We start from the raw sequence: 16,208 nt of genomic DNA on the forward strand, positions 1-16,208 counted from the left end.
AACAGATAAGCAAACGTATCTCACGTCAGGCCTCTCGACCCGACCGCAAAGACAAACGCCCCCCGCGTCTCCATTCATCACTCCTAACTTGTCCAAGATCCGCCCAGTCGCCCAGGCCATCAGAGGCAAACAGAATGCCGCCCGCCTACTCACCCGGCCAGTCCCGCCGATTGTCATAAGATGCTTCAGCGCCCGGGCCACTTCCGCGACCGGCGCCGATAAACCGGCGTATAGATCCACCAATCCGGGCCGTCAACAGGCTTGTCGCGAAAATCTGGAACCCCCTTCCCCCCGGGTCTATGCCTTTGAAGGCCGATGCCGACTTGCCGGTGCGCGCGATGCGCCTCAATCTGGACACGCTGCGTCGTGAGATGGTCGGGCCGGTGGCGCCCACCCGCTCCGGTGCGGCGGGACCCGGCCGCGGGTTCTCAGAGAATCCCGCTTGACGCTCCGTTCGCCATCGTCGTCTCCAGGGCCATCGAGTGAAGCGCGCGCGACTTAAGATCGGTGATGTGGCCGCCTCTAGTTTCGGGCGCGGGCTCCAGGCGCCGCTCGATGAGCTCGGCGCAACCGCGAGCCAGATCGATCGACGGTCAGTCAATTTGCGTTGGCTCTGCGCCAGTACACTCACCGGCCTGACCGGAGCCTGCCTGATCGCGGCGGCTCTTCATGTCTCTCTTCAAGGCGACGTCTCCTTCGCTGCCATCCCCGAGCGCATCACCGTTCCTGCCCGTCCGCAGCCGAGCGAGAGCGGCGCCAATCTTGCCCGCAAGGGCGACCGGCTGGTGCGCAACCTGATGATCGCGTCGGCCAAGCAGAGCTTCCGGGCTCCTGTGACGGTCAGGCTGGGCGATCGAGAAATCATCAAGGCCAAGGCGTTCGTGCGGCTCAGCACGCCCCTCTCGATGACGACAGGGGTCTATACGACCGAGCCGCCGCGCTTCGATCCCATGAAGTTCGTGTCCGACGAACCTCTCGAGCGTGCGCCCGATGCCGCGGCCGACGCCCCCGGGGCCGAGGTCACAGTCGTCAAGCGTGACCTTGCCGATGTCGCCGACGCGACCAATGCCCCAGGGCTCACCGACGACGACGTCACCGCGCAGGTCGAGGAAGAACGGCGCATCGCCGCCGAGGCCGGCCGCCGGGCCACGATTCCGATCGCGCCGCAGATCATGCTGTCGCGGACCCTTCGGCAAGGCTCCGCCGGCGACACGGACGGCGCCGGACCCAAGGATGCGAATCCGTTCAAATCCATCGAGGTTCTTGTCGTCCCCGAGAACGTCACGAAGGTCGCCAAGGTCGAACTGAAGCCCAACGAGGCACCGTTGGTCGAGGAGCGCGATCTCGCGCTCAAGCGCGGAGAGACCATCGAGAGCACGCTCAAGGCCACTGGATTCGCGGGCGACGATGTGATCCGGGGCATTGTCGCGGCCCTCGGCGGCAAGGCGCGTCTTGCTGCTCTCGCCGAAGGCCAGCCGTTGCGGGTGCAGATCGCGCCGGGCCCGCGCCCCGGCGACCCGCGCCAGGTCACACGCGTCGTGCTGTACGGCGAGGCCGGCATTGAGGGGATCGCCGCCCTGAACGATCGCGGCGCTTTCGTCTCGGTGGCTCCCCCTGCCGAGGAGGCCCCCTCCGCCAAGCCGCAGCAGCAGGCGGATGCCGGCGACGATGAGGACTCGGATACGGGCTCTGGTCCCCGGCTCTACCAAAGCCTTTACGAAACGGCCGCGCGGCACAGCCTGCCGCGATCGACCGTGGAGGATATCGTCCGCATCTTCAGCTACGACCTCGACTTCCAGGGCCGGATCGGCAGCGGTGACGACGTCGATGTCTTCTATAGCTACGACGACGAGGCGAGTGCGGACCGGCCAGACCTGCTCTACGCGGCGCTGACGGTCGGCGGCGAGACCCACAAGGTCTACCGGTTCCAATCCCCCGACGACGGCACCATCGACTATTTCGACGAGCAGGGGCGATCACTCAAGAAATTCCTGCTGCGCAAAGCCATCGCCGATGGGATCATGCGCTCCGGCTTCGGCTACCGGCGCCATCCGGTCCTGGGCTACGCGCGCCTTCACACGGGCGTCGATTGGGCAAACCCGATCGGCACGCCGATCATGGCCACGGGGAATGGCGTGGTGATCCGGGCCGAGATGACGTCGGGCGGCTACGGCAACCGGGTCGAGATCCAGCACATCAACGGCTACGTGACGACCTACAACCACATGCAGCGGTTCGGCCGCGGCATCCGGGAGGGCGTGAAGGTCCGGCAGGGGCAGGTGATCGGCTATCTCGGCTCGACGGGCCTCTCGACCGGACCTCACCTCCACTACGAGGTGATCATCAACGGCCACTTCGTGGACCCGATGAAGATCCGCGTCCCCCGCGGTCGCGAGCTCGACGGGCGCCTGCTCGCCGAGTTCAGACGGCAGCGCGAGCAGATCGACGCCACGATGCAGAAGTCGAAGAGCGCAACCGCCCTCGCTCAACGCGACGCGATCGTGCGCTGAGCCGGTTCCGTCCGTTCAGACGAACCCAAGCTGCATGCGAATCCGCCTGGGCGTAACGCCGGCCTCCCGGAGATCGGCGAGCGATTGCGAGCCCCGCGACTTGGCGAGTTTTTCACCTCCCGCGTCGAGCAGGAGCGGGTGATGCCGATAATGCGGCGTCGGAAGTCCGAGGAGTTTCTGGAGCAGAACGTGGAGGTCGCTGGCCGCCTCCAGGTCGCGGCCGCGCACCACGTGGCTGATCCCCTCCGCCGCGTCATCGTGCACCACGGCCAGATGATAGCTCGTCGGGACGTCCCGGCGGGCGATCACCGCGTCACCCCAGCGGGCGGGATCGGCGGCGATCCGCTGCGCGCCGGTCGCGTCGAAGGCGACGTAGCCCTGGTCCGGCCCAGTGCAGCGGAGCGCGGCTGTCATATCGAGGCGCCAGGTATGCGGCTCGCCCCGGGCGAGGTTCTCGGCGACGCGGGCCGGGTCGAGGCTCCGGCAGGTGCCGGGATAGAGCGGCGCGCCGTCCGGATCGCACGCCGTGGCTTTGCCTGCCTCGGCCAAGGCGCGGATCTGGCCGCGCGAGCAGAAGCACGGATAGGCGAGCCGCCGGTCGATGAGGTCATCCCGGGCGGCCCGGTAGTCCCCCATGTGGTCGGATTGGCGCCGGACGGGCTCGGGATAGTGCAGGCCGAGCCAGGCGAGATCGGCGAAGATCGCGTCGATCAGCGCGGGTTTGGAGCGCTGCGGGTCGATATCCTCGATCCGCAGGCGGCAGACCCCGCCCATTCGGGCCGCGAGATCGGCGTTGAGCAGGGCGGAGTAAGCGTGTCCGAGATGGAGCCGTCCGTTCGGACTCGGCGCGAAGCGGAGAACCGGCGCGCCCAGGCTCACCCGTCGGCGCGGCGCAGGCAGTGCGGCGCGACGGGCTGGCAGGCGATGCCCGGGAGCGAGCAGGCCGGTCCCTCGGCGAGGCGCTGGCAGACCTGGCAGCCGTCGGTCCATTCGAGGCAGGCCGGATCCTCGGCGACGGAGCGTGCCGGCGCCGGGTGACGCGCCGGCAGAAGCGCACCGAGAAGGACCGTGGCGATCACCAGGGCGGCGATGCCCCAGACGGCGAGCGCGTCGCTCGATGAGCGCGGTCCGGGCGACGGATGAGCGGTTGACGACATGGGATCCTGTTGGCGTGGGAGGAGCCGACCTGTCAACGCGGGCGCGGCTCCAAGCCGTTCGTGTGGGCGAACCGGCCACGTCGGCGGAGAGCGCTCTACGCCGCCTGCGCCGAGCGGCGCTCCAGCAAGGCCGGAAGGAGCTTCAGGTTGAGCGGCTTGGCCAGGAACCCGTCGAAGCCGGCCGCCCGCGCGGCGGCCTCGTCCTCGCGGCTGACATTGGCGGTGAGCGCGACGAGATGGAGATGGCCGGAACCGTCCGATTCGGCGGAGCGGATCCGGCGGGCGGTTTCGTGCCCGTCGAGGCGCGGCATGCGCACGTCGATCAGCGCGAGGTCGAACGGGCCGTTCGTGTCGAGCTGTTCCAGCGCCGCAATGCCATCGACGGCATGGACGACCTCGGCGCCGAGGCGTTCCAGGGCGCGCGTCGCCAGCAGGGCGTTGATCGGGTTGTCCTCGGCGAGAAGGACGCGCATCCCGGCGCCGGCCCGCGGCAGGGCGGCGGGCGGAGTGGCCGGAATCTCGGTCGGGCCGGGGGGCGCCACCAGGCGCTCGAACAGGGACCGCTCCCGGACGGGCTTGATCAGATAGCCGTCGAACCCGGCCGCCCCCGCGGCACCGAAGCCGCGCCGGTCGAACGGTGAGAGCAGCACCAGGCTGCAGCTGACGCCGCAGGCCCGGGCCGCATCGGCGAGCTGCCGCACCGCCGCATCCCCCAGGGCCCGATCCGCCAGCATGACGTCGAAGGCGGCGCCCGACAGGGCGTCGAGCCCGGATTCGAGGGTGTCCACGATCACGGTCGCCGCGCCGCCCCGGGACAGGCCACGGGCGAGGTAGGGCGCCTGGAACGGCGAATCAGCCACGATCAGGCAGCGCCGCCCGTCGAGGCGTGGCAGCGGATCGGTGCGCTCGCTCGCGACGACCTCCGGCAGCGGCAGCACGACCCGAAAGGTGGATCCCCGCCCGACACTGGAGGTCGCCTCGATCCGTCCGCCCATCCGGGTCACGAGTCGTCGGGTGATGGCGAGGCCGAGCCCGGTGCCCTCGTGGCTCCGGCTGGCGCTGCCGTCCCCCTGCTCGAACTCCTCGAACAGGATCGGCAGACGATCCTCCGGGATTCCTGGCCCTGTATCCGCGACGGTGAGCACCACCTCGTTCGGGCCGGTCTCGGTCGGCGCGAACGTGAGGCTGACACCGACGCCGCCCCGTTCGGTGAACTTGATGGCGTTGCCCGCCAGGTTGATCAGGATCTGCCGCACCCGGTCGGCATCACCCATGAGGCCCGTTGGAAAGCCTTCGGCCACGTCGAGGGCGATCTCGATTCCCTTGTCCTGCGCCCGCGGCGCCAGCAGCTCGACCACGCCCTCCGCCACCGACGGCAGGCTGAACGGCTCGGCGGCGAGGTCGAGACGGCCGGCCTCGATCCGCGAGAAATCGAGGACGCCGTCGATCAGGCCGAGCAGCGCCTGGCCGCTGGTGCGCACCGCTTCCACATAGGTGCGCTGCTCCGGATTGAGTTCGGTCCCCAGGACGAGTTCGGCCATCCCCAGGATACCGTTGAGCGGCGTGCGCATCTCGTGGCTGACGGTCGCCAGGAACCGGGACTTCGCGACGCTCGCCGATTCCGCCCGCTCCAGCGCGGCGTCACGGCTGCGGATCGCCTCGACCCGGGCGGTCACGTCCCGGCCCGCGCGCAGCCAGTGCATCGCGTCGCCATGCGCCACCGGCATCTCGACGAAGGCGAACCAGCGCACGCGGCCATCGACCGTGCGGACCTGCGCCTCCATGCGGCGCACCCCGTCGCCGCCGATCTCGACGGCGTTGCGATCCAGGATCTCCAGGTCGGTCTGTGCGCCGAGCAGTTCGATCGGCTCGCGCCCGAGGAGATGGGCATACGCCTCGTTGGCGTAGGTGATGCGGCCCCGGGCGTCGCGCTGGACGATCACCTCGGTGGTCGCGGCCACGAGGGCCCGGTAGCGGTCCTCGCTCTCGCTGATCCGCCACAGGCGGTCGTGCATCCGTTCGGCCTCGCCGTCGTCCGGCCCGGCCCGGCGCACCCGCCATCGATCGACCGCAAGCGCGGCGGCGACCACGAGCGCCAGAACCAGCGCAATGTCCTCGACGACCATCGATGCCTCCCCGGCAGGAGGCCGGTCCGCCGCAGGATCGCAGGTGAAGCTGAAGGCCGTGTTGGGAAATGCGCTTAACCGGCGGTTGCAGCGCGTGTCGTCGGATACGACGCCGCGGAGCGATCCGATTGGCCGCTCGCGAGTTGCCTGCCAGGACGATGGGCCCAGGACATTCGGCCCGGACGGAGACATCCCATGCCCGGTGAGCACTATGACGTCATCATCGTCGGATCCGGCCCGGGAGGCGGGACGATGGCGTGGCGTCTGGCCCAGACCGGCAAGCGCATCCTGCTGATCGAACGCGGCGACTATCTCCTGCGCGAGCCCCGCAATTGGGACAGCCAGGCGGTGATCGTCGACGGTTACTATCAGGCCAAGGAGACGTGGTACTCCTCGGACGGCAGGAGCTTCCATCCCGGCCTGCACTACTACGTCGGCGGAAACTCCAAATTCTACGGGTCGATCCTGTTCCGCCTCCGCGAGAAGGACTTCTCCGAGATCCGCCACGAGGACGGGATCGCACCGGCGTGGCCAGTCGGCTACGACGAATTCGAGCCCTATTACCAAGCCGCCGAGGAGCTGTTCCACGTCCACGGCCTGCGCGGCGAGGATCCGACCGAGCCGTGGTCGAGGAAGCCCTACGCCCATCCGCCGGTGGCGAACGAACCGCGGATCCAGGAACTGTTCGACAACCTGAAGCAGGCGGGCCACCAGCCGTTCCACCTCCCCGTCGGCGTGCGCCTCGTGGAGAAGGACGGCCGGGCGGTGCCGACCTCGCCCTGCATCAAATGTGAATCCTTCGACGGCTTCCCCTGCCCCACAAACGGCAAGTCCGACGCGCAGACCATGGTGGTGGACCCGGCCCTGCGGGACTGCCCGAACCTGACGCTGCTCACCCGCACCATGGTCGAGCGTCTCGTCACCGATCCGGCCGGACGGACCGTGACCGGTGTGGTGGGGGACCGCGACGGCGTGCCGTTCGAGGCCTCGGCCGACCTCGTGGTGGTGGCCTGCGGGGCGCTGTCGTCAGCCCTGCTGATGCTGCGTTCGGCGAGCGACCGGCACCCGACCGGTCTCGCCAACGGCTCCGATCAGGTCGGCCGCAACTACATGCGCCACAACAACTCGACCATCCTGGCGATCTCGAAGACGCCGAATCCCACCCGGTTTCAGAAGACGCTCGGCCTCAACGATTTCTATTTCGGCGATCCGGACCCGAAGGACGGCTGGGATTTCCCCCTTGGCCACATCCAGATGGTCGGCAAGTCCGACGGCGCGCAGATCCACGGCGAGGGCCTGCCCGGCTTCCTGCAATGGTTCCCCAACAAGCCGTTCGACTGGATCGCCAAGCATTCCGTCGATTTCTGGCTGACCTCCGAGGATATCCCGCTGGCGCAGAACCGGATCTTCTACAAGGATGGGAAGGTCCATCTCGACCTCACCGAGACGAACAGCGAGGCGCACAAGCGGCTGCGGCACAAGCTCCAGCAGATCTGCAGCTTCACCGACATCCACCCCCACCTGTTCGACCGCTCGCTCTATCTCGGCAAGAACGTGCCGATCGGTGGTACCGCCCATCAGGCCGGCACGCTGCGGTTCGGCGACGATCCGGCGACCTCGGTCCTGGACCGGAATTGCAAGGCCCATCAGCTCGACAACCTGTACGTGACCGACGCGAGCTTCTTCCCGTCGATCGGCGCCGTGAACCCGACCCTGACGATCATCGCCAATGCCCTCCGGGTCGCCGACCATCTCGTGGCGCGGATGGGTGCCAAGGACGAGATCCCTGCGCCGCGCCTCTACGACTACACCGAGCCGCGCGAGCCGATGCCGGCGTGACCCGGCAGGCAGGTTGGGTTGCTCTCGGACGCGCCTCATCGTCCCCGCGCGCCTTCCGGCGCCGGGGGCATGGCCCAAGAAGCAACATGCGGGACGCGGGACGCCGCGGGAACCCAGGTGTCGGCCAAATACGCGCGGGATCCGGTCCCCGCGGCGCCCGCGGCATCGACCGGGCATGGTCCCCGGCCGGTGCCGTCTTTCTCGTCGCGGCGTCTTGTCGACGTCCCGGTCCTGCGACTCCCCGTTCGCGGTCTCGGGCGAGGTGCACGCCCCCCCCGGAACCCGCCTCGGCGCCGTGGCCCTCCAGCCGTCCCCCGCCTCGTTGTGCGCGGGTCCGCAGGTCGCTCAGGGTCGGCCCAGACGCGGGTCGGCGCGGGGGGCATTTCCTCCCCCCGCCGGGCAAACTGCCGCCCGGTCTCACGTCCGCATCCGTGGCACGCCCGGAACCGGTCCGTCGCGCGCGGCGATGGCGGCAGAGAGCCACCGACGCGGGCGCCGCCCCGTCCACGCACCCGCCCGGTCAGCCACCGGGCGCGCGCCGTCAAGCACGCCCAGGCGTCACCCCGGCAGCTCCGTGGGAACGTGGCTGCGAATCGAGACAGCTAACGAGCAAGTCCAACAGCCGGCGCGCGCGTTGCATTCCCCCCCCACGCCGGGCAAACTGTCGCCCGGCCTCACGCCCGCAGCCGAGGCACGGCCCGGACCGGTCCGTCGCCCGGGGCGAGGGCGGCTGAGAGCCACCGACGCGGGCGCCGCCCCGTCCACGGACCCGCCCGGGCAGCCACCGGGCGGGCCCCGTAAAGGACGCCGCTGGGTCACCCCGGAAGCGCCGTTGACAGGTGGCGGCTAATAAGCACAGAATAGGAACATTGTCAAGAGCGCGCGCGATCCGCAGCCGAACGTCTCACTCCCCTCTGCGGGCTACGATGTTCACGCATCGCGGGCACAGACGCGCTCTCCTCCCCTGGCGACCCTGGGCTTGCCCAGGATCGCTCGAGCTTGCGGGGAGGGGAAACGCGCTTGTTTCTGAAGCCTTTGGTGTCCGGCAGCGACGTGTGAATCCGGTAGCCCGCACGGAAGAGGGGGCCTGTCGCGCTCCGTCACCAGCCTCCTGCCTCAAACCGGCGTAGCCCGTCGTTACAAGGGGGGAGGAACGCGTCCCGGCCCACTCTGTGTCGAACGTCTCGCTTGTGGCGGGCGGGGACGGGGACCCGAACCCCCGCCCCTAACCCGCAGGGCGCCCTACGCCCCGTCGAACCGCCCGCTGGCATGGGCCAGCATCGTGTAGACCTTGCCGGTCTCCGAGGTGAGATAGGCGTCGGTCCGCTTGGCGTCGCTGTCGTTCTTGACCACGTCTCCGAGCAGGCGCTCGAACTCGCTGACGTAGCGGTCGACGCTGCGGCGGAACTCCGCATCCGCCCGGTAGCGGCGCTGGATCTCCGTGAAGGTCGTCCGCCCCTGCGCCGTGTAGATCCGCGGGTCGAACAGGTTCGGCTCGCCGCGGCGGTAGCGTTCCCACAGGTCGACCGCGGTCTGGTGCTCGATCATCTTGGCGATATCGGTCGAGATCGTGTCGAGGGCGATCCGCCCGGTCTCGGCGGCCGCCACGGCGGGCCGGCGGGCCGATGCTGCGGGGGCCGGCACGTCCGTCGCCGGCACCTCCTCGTCGTCGTCCAGCGAGGCGCGGGTCAGCAGGTCGGACAGCCAACCCCGCTTGTCGCCGGTCCGCGCCGGTGCGGCCGCGCGGGCCGGTGAGGCCGGGCGGGGCGCCTCGCCCCGGGTCGCGCTGCCCGTGGCCGGCCGCGACACCGCCGGAGGCGCGGGCAGCGCGGGTGCCGGTGCGGCGGCGGGTGCCGCCGACGCGAAGGCGGCGAGGGGAGCAGGCTTGGCAGCAGCCTGGGAAGCAGCCGGCGCCGCGACCGCACGCGCGCCGCCCTCCGCGACCCGCCGCTGCGCCTGCGGCTGGGCGACGTCGACCGAGCGGCCGGAACGGGAGACCAGGGACGAGAGCTCGTTGAGCGCCTTGATCTGGTCGGAGACCACCCGGCGCATCTCGCCGGTGGCGTCCTGGGTCTCGCGGGGCAGGTCGAGCACGCCCTTGGCGAGTTCGGCGCGGGTCGCGTCGAGTTCGCCGCGGATCGAGCCCGCCATATCGCGCAGGGCCGAGAAGGAGTCGCCGAAGCTGGCCTGGGCCTCCTGGAAGCCGGTGCGCATGTCGCGCGCCGCTTCCTCGATCGCCTGCCGCACGCCCTGGGCGGCCTTCTCGCCCTCGGCGCTGGCGCTGTCCTTCAGGTCGGCGAAGGCGCTCGTCACCGAGGCGCCGGCGCCCTCCGCGGTCCGGGTCAGGGTCTCGCCGACGCTGCGGGCCCGCTCCTCGGCGGCGCGCAGGGTCTGCTCGATCGTCCGCTCCAGGGCCTTGCCGTTCTCCTCCAGGGCGGCGGCGCGGGTCTCGAAGGCGGCCAACGCCTCGGTCAGCGCCGTCTCGCGGCCCGAAAGGGTCGCGCCCAGCCGCTCCTCGATGGCGGCGAGCGACACGGCGGCCCGATCGAGGGCCGCGACGTGCGCACCGGTCTGCTCCGCGAGCGAGCGGCCGCGGCCGTCGAGGGTCTCGGCCAGCCGGGAGGCCTCGGTCAGCGCCCCGTCGGCGGCCCCGCGCAGGGCCTCGACCTGGGACGAGACGCCGGCGCTCGCCCGGCCGGTCTCGGCCGCGATGCGCTCCAGGGCCGCCTGGACCTGCTCGATGCGGCCGGCGAGGCCCCGCTCGATCGCGCCGAGATTGGTGTCGGCCCCGGCCACGAGGTCGCTGAGCGCCGTGTTGGCGGCCTCGATCCGCTGGAGCAGGCTGCCGAGTTCGCGGCCCATCCGGTCATTGGTGTCGAACAGTTCCGAGAGGGTGCGGCCGGCCCCGTCCTCGATGGCGGCGCGCAGCAGCTCGGCCGAGGCGCGCGACTGCACGGCCAGCTCCTCGGTCCGCTCCCGCAGGCTGTCGGCCAGGGGCATGCCGGTCTCGGACAGCACCCGCTCGATCGCCTCGGCCCGATCGGCCAGGGCACGCGCGAGGTCGAGCATCGGCCCGTCGATGGCGCCGCGCAGACGCTCGACATGGCCTTCCAGCGCGTCGCCGACGGTGCGCCCGCTCTGGTCGAGGCCGGTGAGCAGCGCGCCGCCCCGGTCCTCGATGGCACGCACCAGCGCCTCGGCGCTCTCTGCGAGGCGGCGCGACAGGGCCTCGCCCCTGGAATCCACCAGGGCACCCAGGGCGTCGGTACGCCGCTCGAACGCGGCCCCCAGCGCCTCGACGCGCTCGTCGATCAGGCCGGCCAGGGCGTCCTCGCGCCGACGAAGCGTCTCGGCCAGAGCCGCGTTGTGGACGTCGACCTGCTCGGCATGGGCGCGCGCCCGCTCGTCGAGGGCGGCCACGAGGGTCGCGGTGCGCTCGTCCACGAGGCTCGCGAAGGCGTCGTGACGGTCGTCGAAGGCATTGGCCAGGGTGTCGGCACGCTGCGCCACCAGGGTCGCGAACAGCCGCATCCGGCTGTCGATGCGCTGGGTGAAGGCATCGGCACGGGCATCGACGCCCTGGGCCAGGGCCTCGCTATGCGCCGACACGGCCTGCGCCAGGGACGCCGTGCGGTCCTGCACGACGCCGTCGAGGGCGCGCAGGCGGGTGTCGAAGACCTCGACCAGCGCGCCGGTGCGGCCCTGGGCGGTGTCGAGCAGGGCCTGGCTGCGGTCGTCGATCAGCCCCTCGATCGCCGCGCGGGCCTCCTCGAACGTGGTCCGGAGAGCCGCAACCCGGGCATCGACCCGCTCGGACACGTCGCGGCCACTCCCCTCTACGATCGCCCCGAGGCGGTTCTGCACCCGGTCGAACAGGGCCTGCAATTCGCCCGTCCGCTCGCGGAGGGTCTCGGCGAGCTGAGTCTCGCGGCTCTCCAGCAGGCCCGCGATCGCGGGATGCGCCCTGTCGATGGTGGCCTGGAGTGCCTGGGTCCGGTGCTCGATCGTGCCGGCGATCTGGCGGCCGCGGGTGTCCACGAGGCGGTCGATCTCGCCCTGCGCCCGCTCGAACAGGCCCTGCAGATCGGACAGGCGGTTGTCGAGCACGTCCGCCATCTGGGCGGGCGCCGCGTCGAGGGTCGTGCGCAGGCTGTCGGTCCGGGCCACGATGGCGTCGGCGACCTGCTGGCCACGCCCGTCCACGAGGTCGCGCAGGCCGGCCTGGGCCTCCTCGAACAGGGTCTGAAGACGCTGCGTGCGCGTGTCGAGGGTGGCGGCGAGCTGGCGCTCGCGGGTCTCGACCAGGGCCGAGACGGCGGCCGGGGCCTCCTCCAGCACCGTGCGCAGGGACTGGATGCGGGCATCGACCGTGGCGGCGAAGCGACCGCCGCCGCCCTCGACCAGGGCATCGAGGGCCGTTTGGGCCTCTTCGAACAGGGTGCGCAGGGCCTGAGCCCGGGCGGTGAGCGTGTCGGCGAGGCGGTTGCCGCGCCCCTCGACCAGGGACTCGAGGTGGCCGAGCCGCTCGTCGAACAGGCTGCCGAGCTGACGGGTCTTGTCGTCCAGGGCGCCGGTCGCTGTGCCGAAGGCGCCGTCGAGCGCGGCGATCAGCGCCTGGCCGCGGCCGTCCAGCGCCTCGTTGATCGGGCCCATCCGGCCGTCGAGGGTGGCGGCCAGGGTACCGGCATGGCCGTCCAGCATCACGCGGATCTGGTTGGTGCGGTCGTCCAAGAGGGTGTGGACCGTGCGCACGCCGTCGTCGAGCAGGCCGCTGATGTCGGCGGTGCGGCTCGACAGGGTGTGACCCAGGCGGCCCTCGCCGTCGTTGAGCATCCGCTCGGCATCCGCGATGGTCTGCTGGAGCTTGGCCAGCACGCTCTCGCCGCGCTGGTCGATCAGCTCGGCCAGCGACGTGCCGCCACGGTCGAAAAGACGGGCGAGCTCGGTGATCCGGCCGCCGATCGCCCCGAACACCGCCCGGCCCTTCTCGTCGAACTCGCCTGATAGGGCCGCGATGCGCTGGTCGATCTCGCGCGCGAGCTGATCGGCGCGCTCCGCGAAGGCGGCACGAACCGCCTCGGCGCGGGCGGCGAGCGTCGCGTCGGCGCTCTCGGTGCGCTCGTCGACCAGACGGACGAGCGCCTCGCCGCGGGTCGACAGGGCGGTCTCGAGGCCGCCCGTGGCCTCCTCGATCGTCGCCGTGAGGGCGCGGACGCGCTCCGCCATGGCGCCGTCGAGGCCGCCGGTCCGGTCGGTGATCGTCGCGACGAGGTCGCGGGTCCGGCCGGCCAGTTCCTCGTCCACCGCGCGGGTGCGGGCCTCGATGACGCGGATCGTCTCGAAGGCCTGGACGCCGAAACTCTCGTCCACGAGGCGGGCACGCTCGTCCAGCGCGTCGGCGATCGCCTGGAGGCGGCTGACCACGCCGGTATCGAACTGGCCGGCACTCTCCTCGATCCGGCTGGCGATCTCGCCCGTATGCCGGGCGATGTCCTGCCCGAGCCCGGAGGTGCGGCCCTCCAGCATCTCCATGAGGCCGCGATGCCCCTCGGCCATGATGCGCGCCATCTCGTCGGTGCGGGCGCGCAGGGTCTCGTCCACCGCGGTGGCGCGGTTGCCGAGGTGGCTGTCGATGTGGCCGACGAGTTCCGCCACGGCCGCGCCGATCTCGGCGGCCCGCTTGGCGGAGCGCTCCTCCAGGCTGCCGAGATGGGTCTCGATCAGGCTGCCGGCCTCGTGGGCGCGGGCGGTGATCGTCTCGGCGACGGCCTGCCCCTTGCCGGTCAGCAGGCGGTCCATCTCCTCCAACCGGGCGCCGACGGTCTCGCCGAGCGTCGCGGTGTCGCGGCCGATCCGGTCGGCCAGGATGTCGCCGCGGGCGATGGTCTCCTGCAGGGCGGCGAGGCGGTTGCCCAGGGTCTCGTCGATCGCCCGGACGCGGCCGTCGGCGGTCTCGGCGAAGCTCGCACCGGTCTGGCTGAGGGTGTCGGCGATGCGCGCGCCCTGGCTCGCCACGGCGAGCACGATGTCGCGGCCCGTGCCGCTGATCCGGGTCTGGGTCTCGTCGGCGTGGCCGGCGAGCAGTTCGGCGACGCTCCGTCCGTGTTCGCCGAAGGCCGCCTCCATCTCGCCGATCCGGGCGGCGAGGTCGGCCGAGATCGCGCGGGCCGCCTCGGCGAGGCTGCCGGTGGCGTCGCCGGTGCGGGCGGCGAGCTCGCGGTCGAGGTCGTCGAGGGCGGCGCGGACGGCGGAGACCGCCTCCGTACCGCGGGCCCCGAGATCGGTGCCGGCGCGGTCCGCGGCTTCGAGGAACCGGGCCATGAGGGCGGCGGTCTCGGCCTCCACAGTGCTCGCGACCTCGGTCGAGGCGGTGCGCAGGGTCTCCAGGGTGGCGGCGAGACGCCCGGCGGCGTCCCGGGTCTGCGCCTCGGCGGCGGTGCCGGTCTGCTCGGCGGCGGCGCGCAGCGCCTCGGCGGCTTCCTCGGTCCGCGTCGCCAGGGCGGCGGCGGACTCGGCGACCCGCCGCTCCATGACCCGGACAGCTTCGAGAGTCCGGGCCTCGACCGCACCGGTAGCGGCTTCGGTGGTCCCGTGCAGGGCGGTGGTGGCCGCCTCGGCGCCACGCCGGAACGCCGCGACCGCCTCGGCGGTACGGTCGCCGATCTCGACCGACAGGCCCTCGACCGTGCCGCGCAGGGACTGGACCGCGCCGGCCGCGCCGGTCTCGAAGCCCCGGCCGAGCGCCGCGAAGGCGGCCTCCAGGCTGGCCGCGACCGTGTCGGTCCGCTGCGCGATGCCGCTCCCGGCACGCTCCGCCGCGGCGGCGACCCGCGTCTCCAGATCGGCCGCCCGCACCGTCACGGTCTCGTCGAGCCGCGCCGCGACGCCATCCATGCGTTCGGCGACGGCGCCGCCGCGTTCCGTCAGCGCGTCGGCGATCCGCTCGGCGGCGCCGATCAGCTCGTCGCGGACGATACCGGCCCGGGCCGACAGGGCGTCGCCGGCGCCGCCGGCGGCGAGCGCCAGGGCAGCCTGCGCGTCGCGTCCGCGGCCCTCGATCGCCTCGGCGACCGACAGGCCCGTGGTCTCGATCTCGGCGCGCAGCGCCGTACCGCGGCCGGCAATGTCCTGTGCGAGGACCGAGCCGGTCTCGGCAAAGCGCGCCGTGATCTCGGCGCCCATGGCACCGAAGCGGTTGGTCAGCTCGGAGCCGCGCGACAGGAACACGCTCTCCAGCCCGGTTGCCGAGCGCTCGAAGGTCTCGCGCACCGCACCGGCCTGGCGCTCCAACGCCGCCCCGACCTGCGCGCCGGTCTCCTCCAGGCTCCGGGCCAGGGTGCCGGCATTCTCGGTGAGACGGCCCGCCAGGGCGGTGCCGGCGGCCTCGAAGGCGCCGGTCGCCTCGCCGGCGCGGCTCTCGAAGGCGTGGGTCAGGCCCGCGCCGACCTCCTGAAGGGTGCCGCGCACCGCCTCGCTGGTGGCGGTCAACGTGTCGATCAGGTCGCTGCCGCGGGCGGTCATCAGGCCGACCACCCGGTCGCCGGCCTCGCCGAGGGAGTCCGTGATGGCGGCGCCGCGGGTCTCGAGGGCCCCGGTCACGCGCTCGCCCGCACCGGTCAGGGCCGTCACGATCCGATCGGAGGCGCCCTCCAGCTCCTGGCTCAGGCTCTGGTGCGAGCCGGTGATGGCGTTGCGCACCCGGTCGGCGTTGGTGACGATCGCCTCGCGCTGCGCCACCAGCTCCTCCACGAGGGAGCGGATCCGGATCTCGTTGTCGGAATAGGCGCGCTCCAGGGTGGCGATCTCACCGCGCACCAGGGTCTCCAATTCGCCCGCGCGGGCCAGCGCCCGCTCGACGCCGTCGCCCACGGCGGCCACCTCGCGGCGCACGGTCTGCGACATGGTCAGAACCGCATCGGTCGAGAAGCTCTCGGGCTCGGCGAGCCGGACCGCGACCTCGCCCACCGCCCGGGCGACGAGGCGCATCTCCTGCGCGCGGACCGCCAGCATGGCGGCGATCACGAACAGCACGACCGGGCCGAGCAGCGCCGCGGCGCCCACGCTCGCCTGGAGCGCTGTGAGCCCCGCCACGACGCCGCGCAGATTGCCCTCGGACTTGATCCAGGCGACCAGCACGAGGAGGCCGATCCAGGCGAGGCCGGCCGCGAGCGCGACGAGATACGGCTTGGGCGAGGAGCGCACCCGCAGAGTCTGTTGCAGGATGCCGATGTTGCGCCGGTCGTCGTTGGCGACAAGCGAGCGGTCGGGGGGCAGAAGACCGCCTTCCCGCCGCGGGCGCTCAAGGCCGGGCGGGGGCAGATCGGAGGCGAGCGGCGGGTCGAGGTCCAGGCGCGGCGGCATGGTCCGGCCGGCCACGTCCATCCCCCCGTCGCGCAGGGGTTCGGTGTCGCCGACATCGGGCAGGCGCGGCTCGGCGCGGCCTTCGAGGCCGGTCGGCGTCAGGGCGTCGAGGTTCAGCGCCTGCTCGATCGCAGAGAGCGCGGCCTCGGCCGGGTCCTTCAGCTTCTTCTCGGTCGCCATTCAACGCCTCGTGACACGGGTTCACCGGCACCTCG

6 protein-coding genes are annotated in these 16,208 nt (G+C 71.9%); 2 read left to right on the plus strand and 4 right to left on the minus strand.

Features of this window, described 5'->3' with window-relative positions; genetic code table 11:
• The first annotated feature begins 482 nt into the window (after positions 1-482).
• The gene (locus MKK63_RS01190; protein WP_243997927.1) at positions 483-2,510 is read left to right on the plus strand and encodes a M23 family metallopeptidase; all 2,028 of its coding nucleotides are present in this window, start codon (positions 483-485) and stop codon (positions 2,508-2,510) included.
• A gap of 15 nt (positions 2,511-2,525) precedes the next feature.
• Here the strand turns inward: MKK63_RS01190 and gluQRS are convergent, their stop codons facing one another.
• The 3 genes from gluQRS to MKK63_RS01205 form a co-directional block, all read right to left on the minus strand.
• Positions 2,526-3,389, minus strand: coding sequence for a tRNA glutamyl-Q(34) synthetase GluQRS (gene gluQRS / locus MKK63_RS01195; protein WP_243997929.1), 864 nt, complete (start codon positions 3,387-3,389; stop codon positions 2,526-2,528).
• Positions 3,386-3,667 carry a hypothetical protein gene (locus MKK63_RS01200; protein ID WP_243997931.1) on the minus strand — a complete coding sequence of 94 codons (282 nt, stop codon included), beginning with the start codon at positions 3,665-3,667 and terminating at the stop codon, positions 3,386-3,388. The genes gluQRS and MKK63_RS01200 overlap by 4 nt, the downstream gene beginning before the upstream one ends.
• A 95-nt stretch (positions 3,668-3,762) precedes the next feature.
• Entirely contained in the window at positions 3,763-5,793 is a 2,031-nt protein-coding gene (locus MKK63_RS01205) for a PAS domain-containing hybrid sensor histidine kinase/response regulator (protein ID WP_243997933.1), read from the minus strand.
• Positions 5,794-5,988: 195 nt separating this feature from the next.
• Between MKK63_RS01205 and MKK63_RS01210 the strand changes: the two genes are divergently transcribed.
• Positions 5,989-7,632: a GMC family oxidoreductase gene (locus tag MKK63_RS01210; RefSeq protein ID WP_243997935.1), complete on the plus strand. Its 1,644-nt coding sequence runs from the start codon at positions 5,989-5,991 to the stop codon at positions 7,630-7,632.
• A 1,242-nt stretch (positions 7,633-8,874) separates the two neighbouring features.
• Here the strand turns inward: MKK63_RS01210 and MKK63_RS01215 are convergent.
• The gene (locus MKK63_RS01215) at positions 8,875-16,173 is read right to left on the minus strand and encodes a hypothetical protein (protein WP_243997937.1); all 7,299 of its coding nucleotides are present in this window, start codon (positions 16,171-16,173) and stop codon (positions 8,875-8,877) included.
• Between the last annotated feature and the right edge of the window lie 35 nt (positions 16,174-16,208).

Source organism: Methylobacterium sp. J-088 (genome assembly GCF_022829295.1).
Classification (GTDB): Bacteria; Pseudomonadota; Alphaproteobacteria; order Rhizobiales; family Beijerinckiaceae; genus Methylobacterium.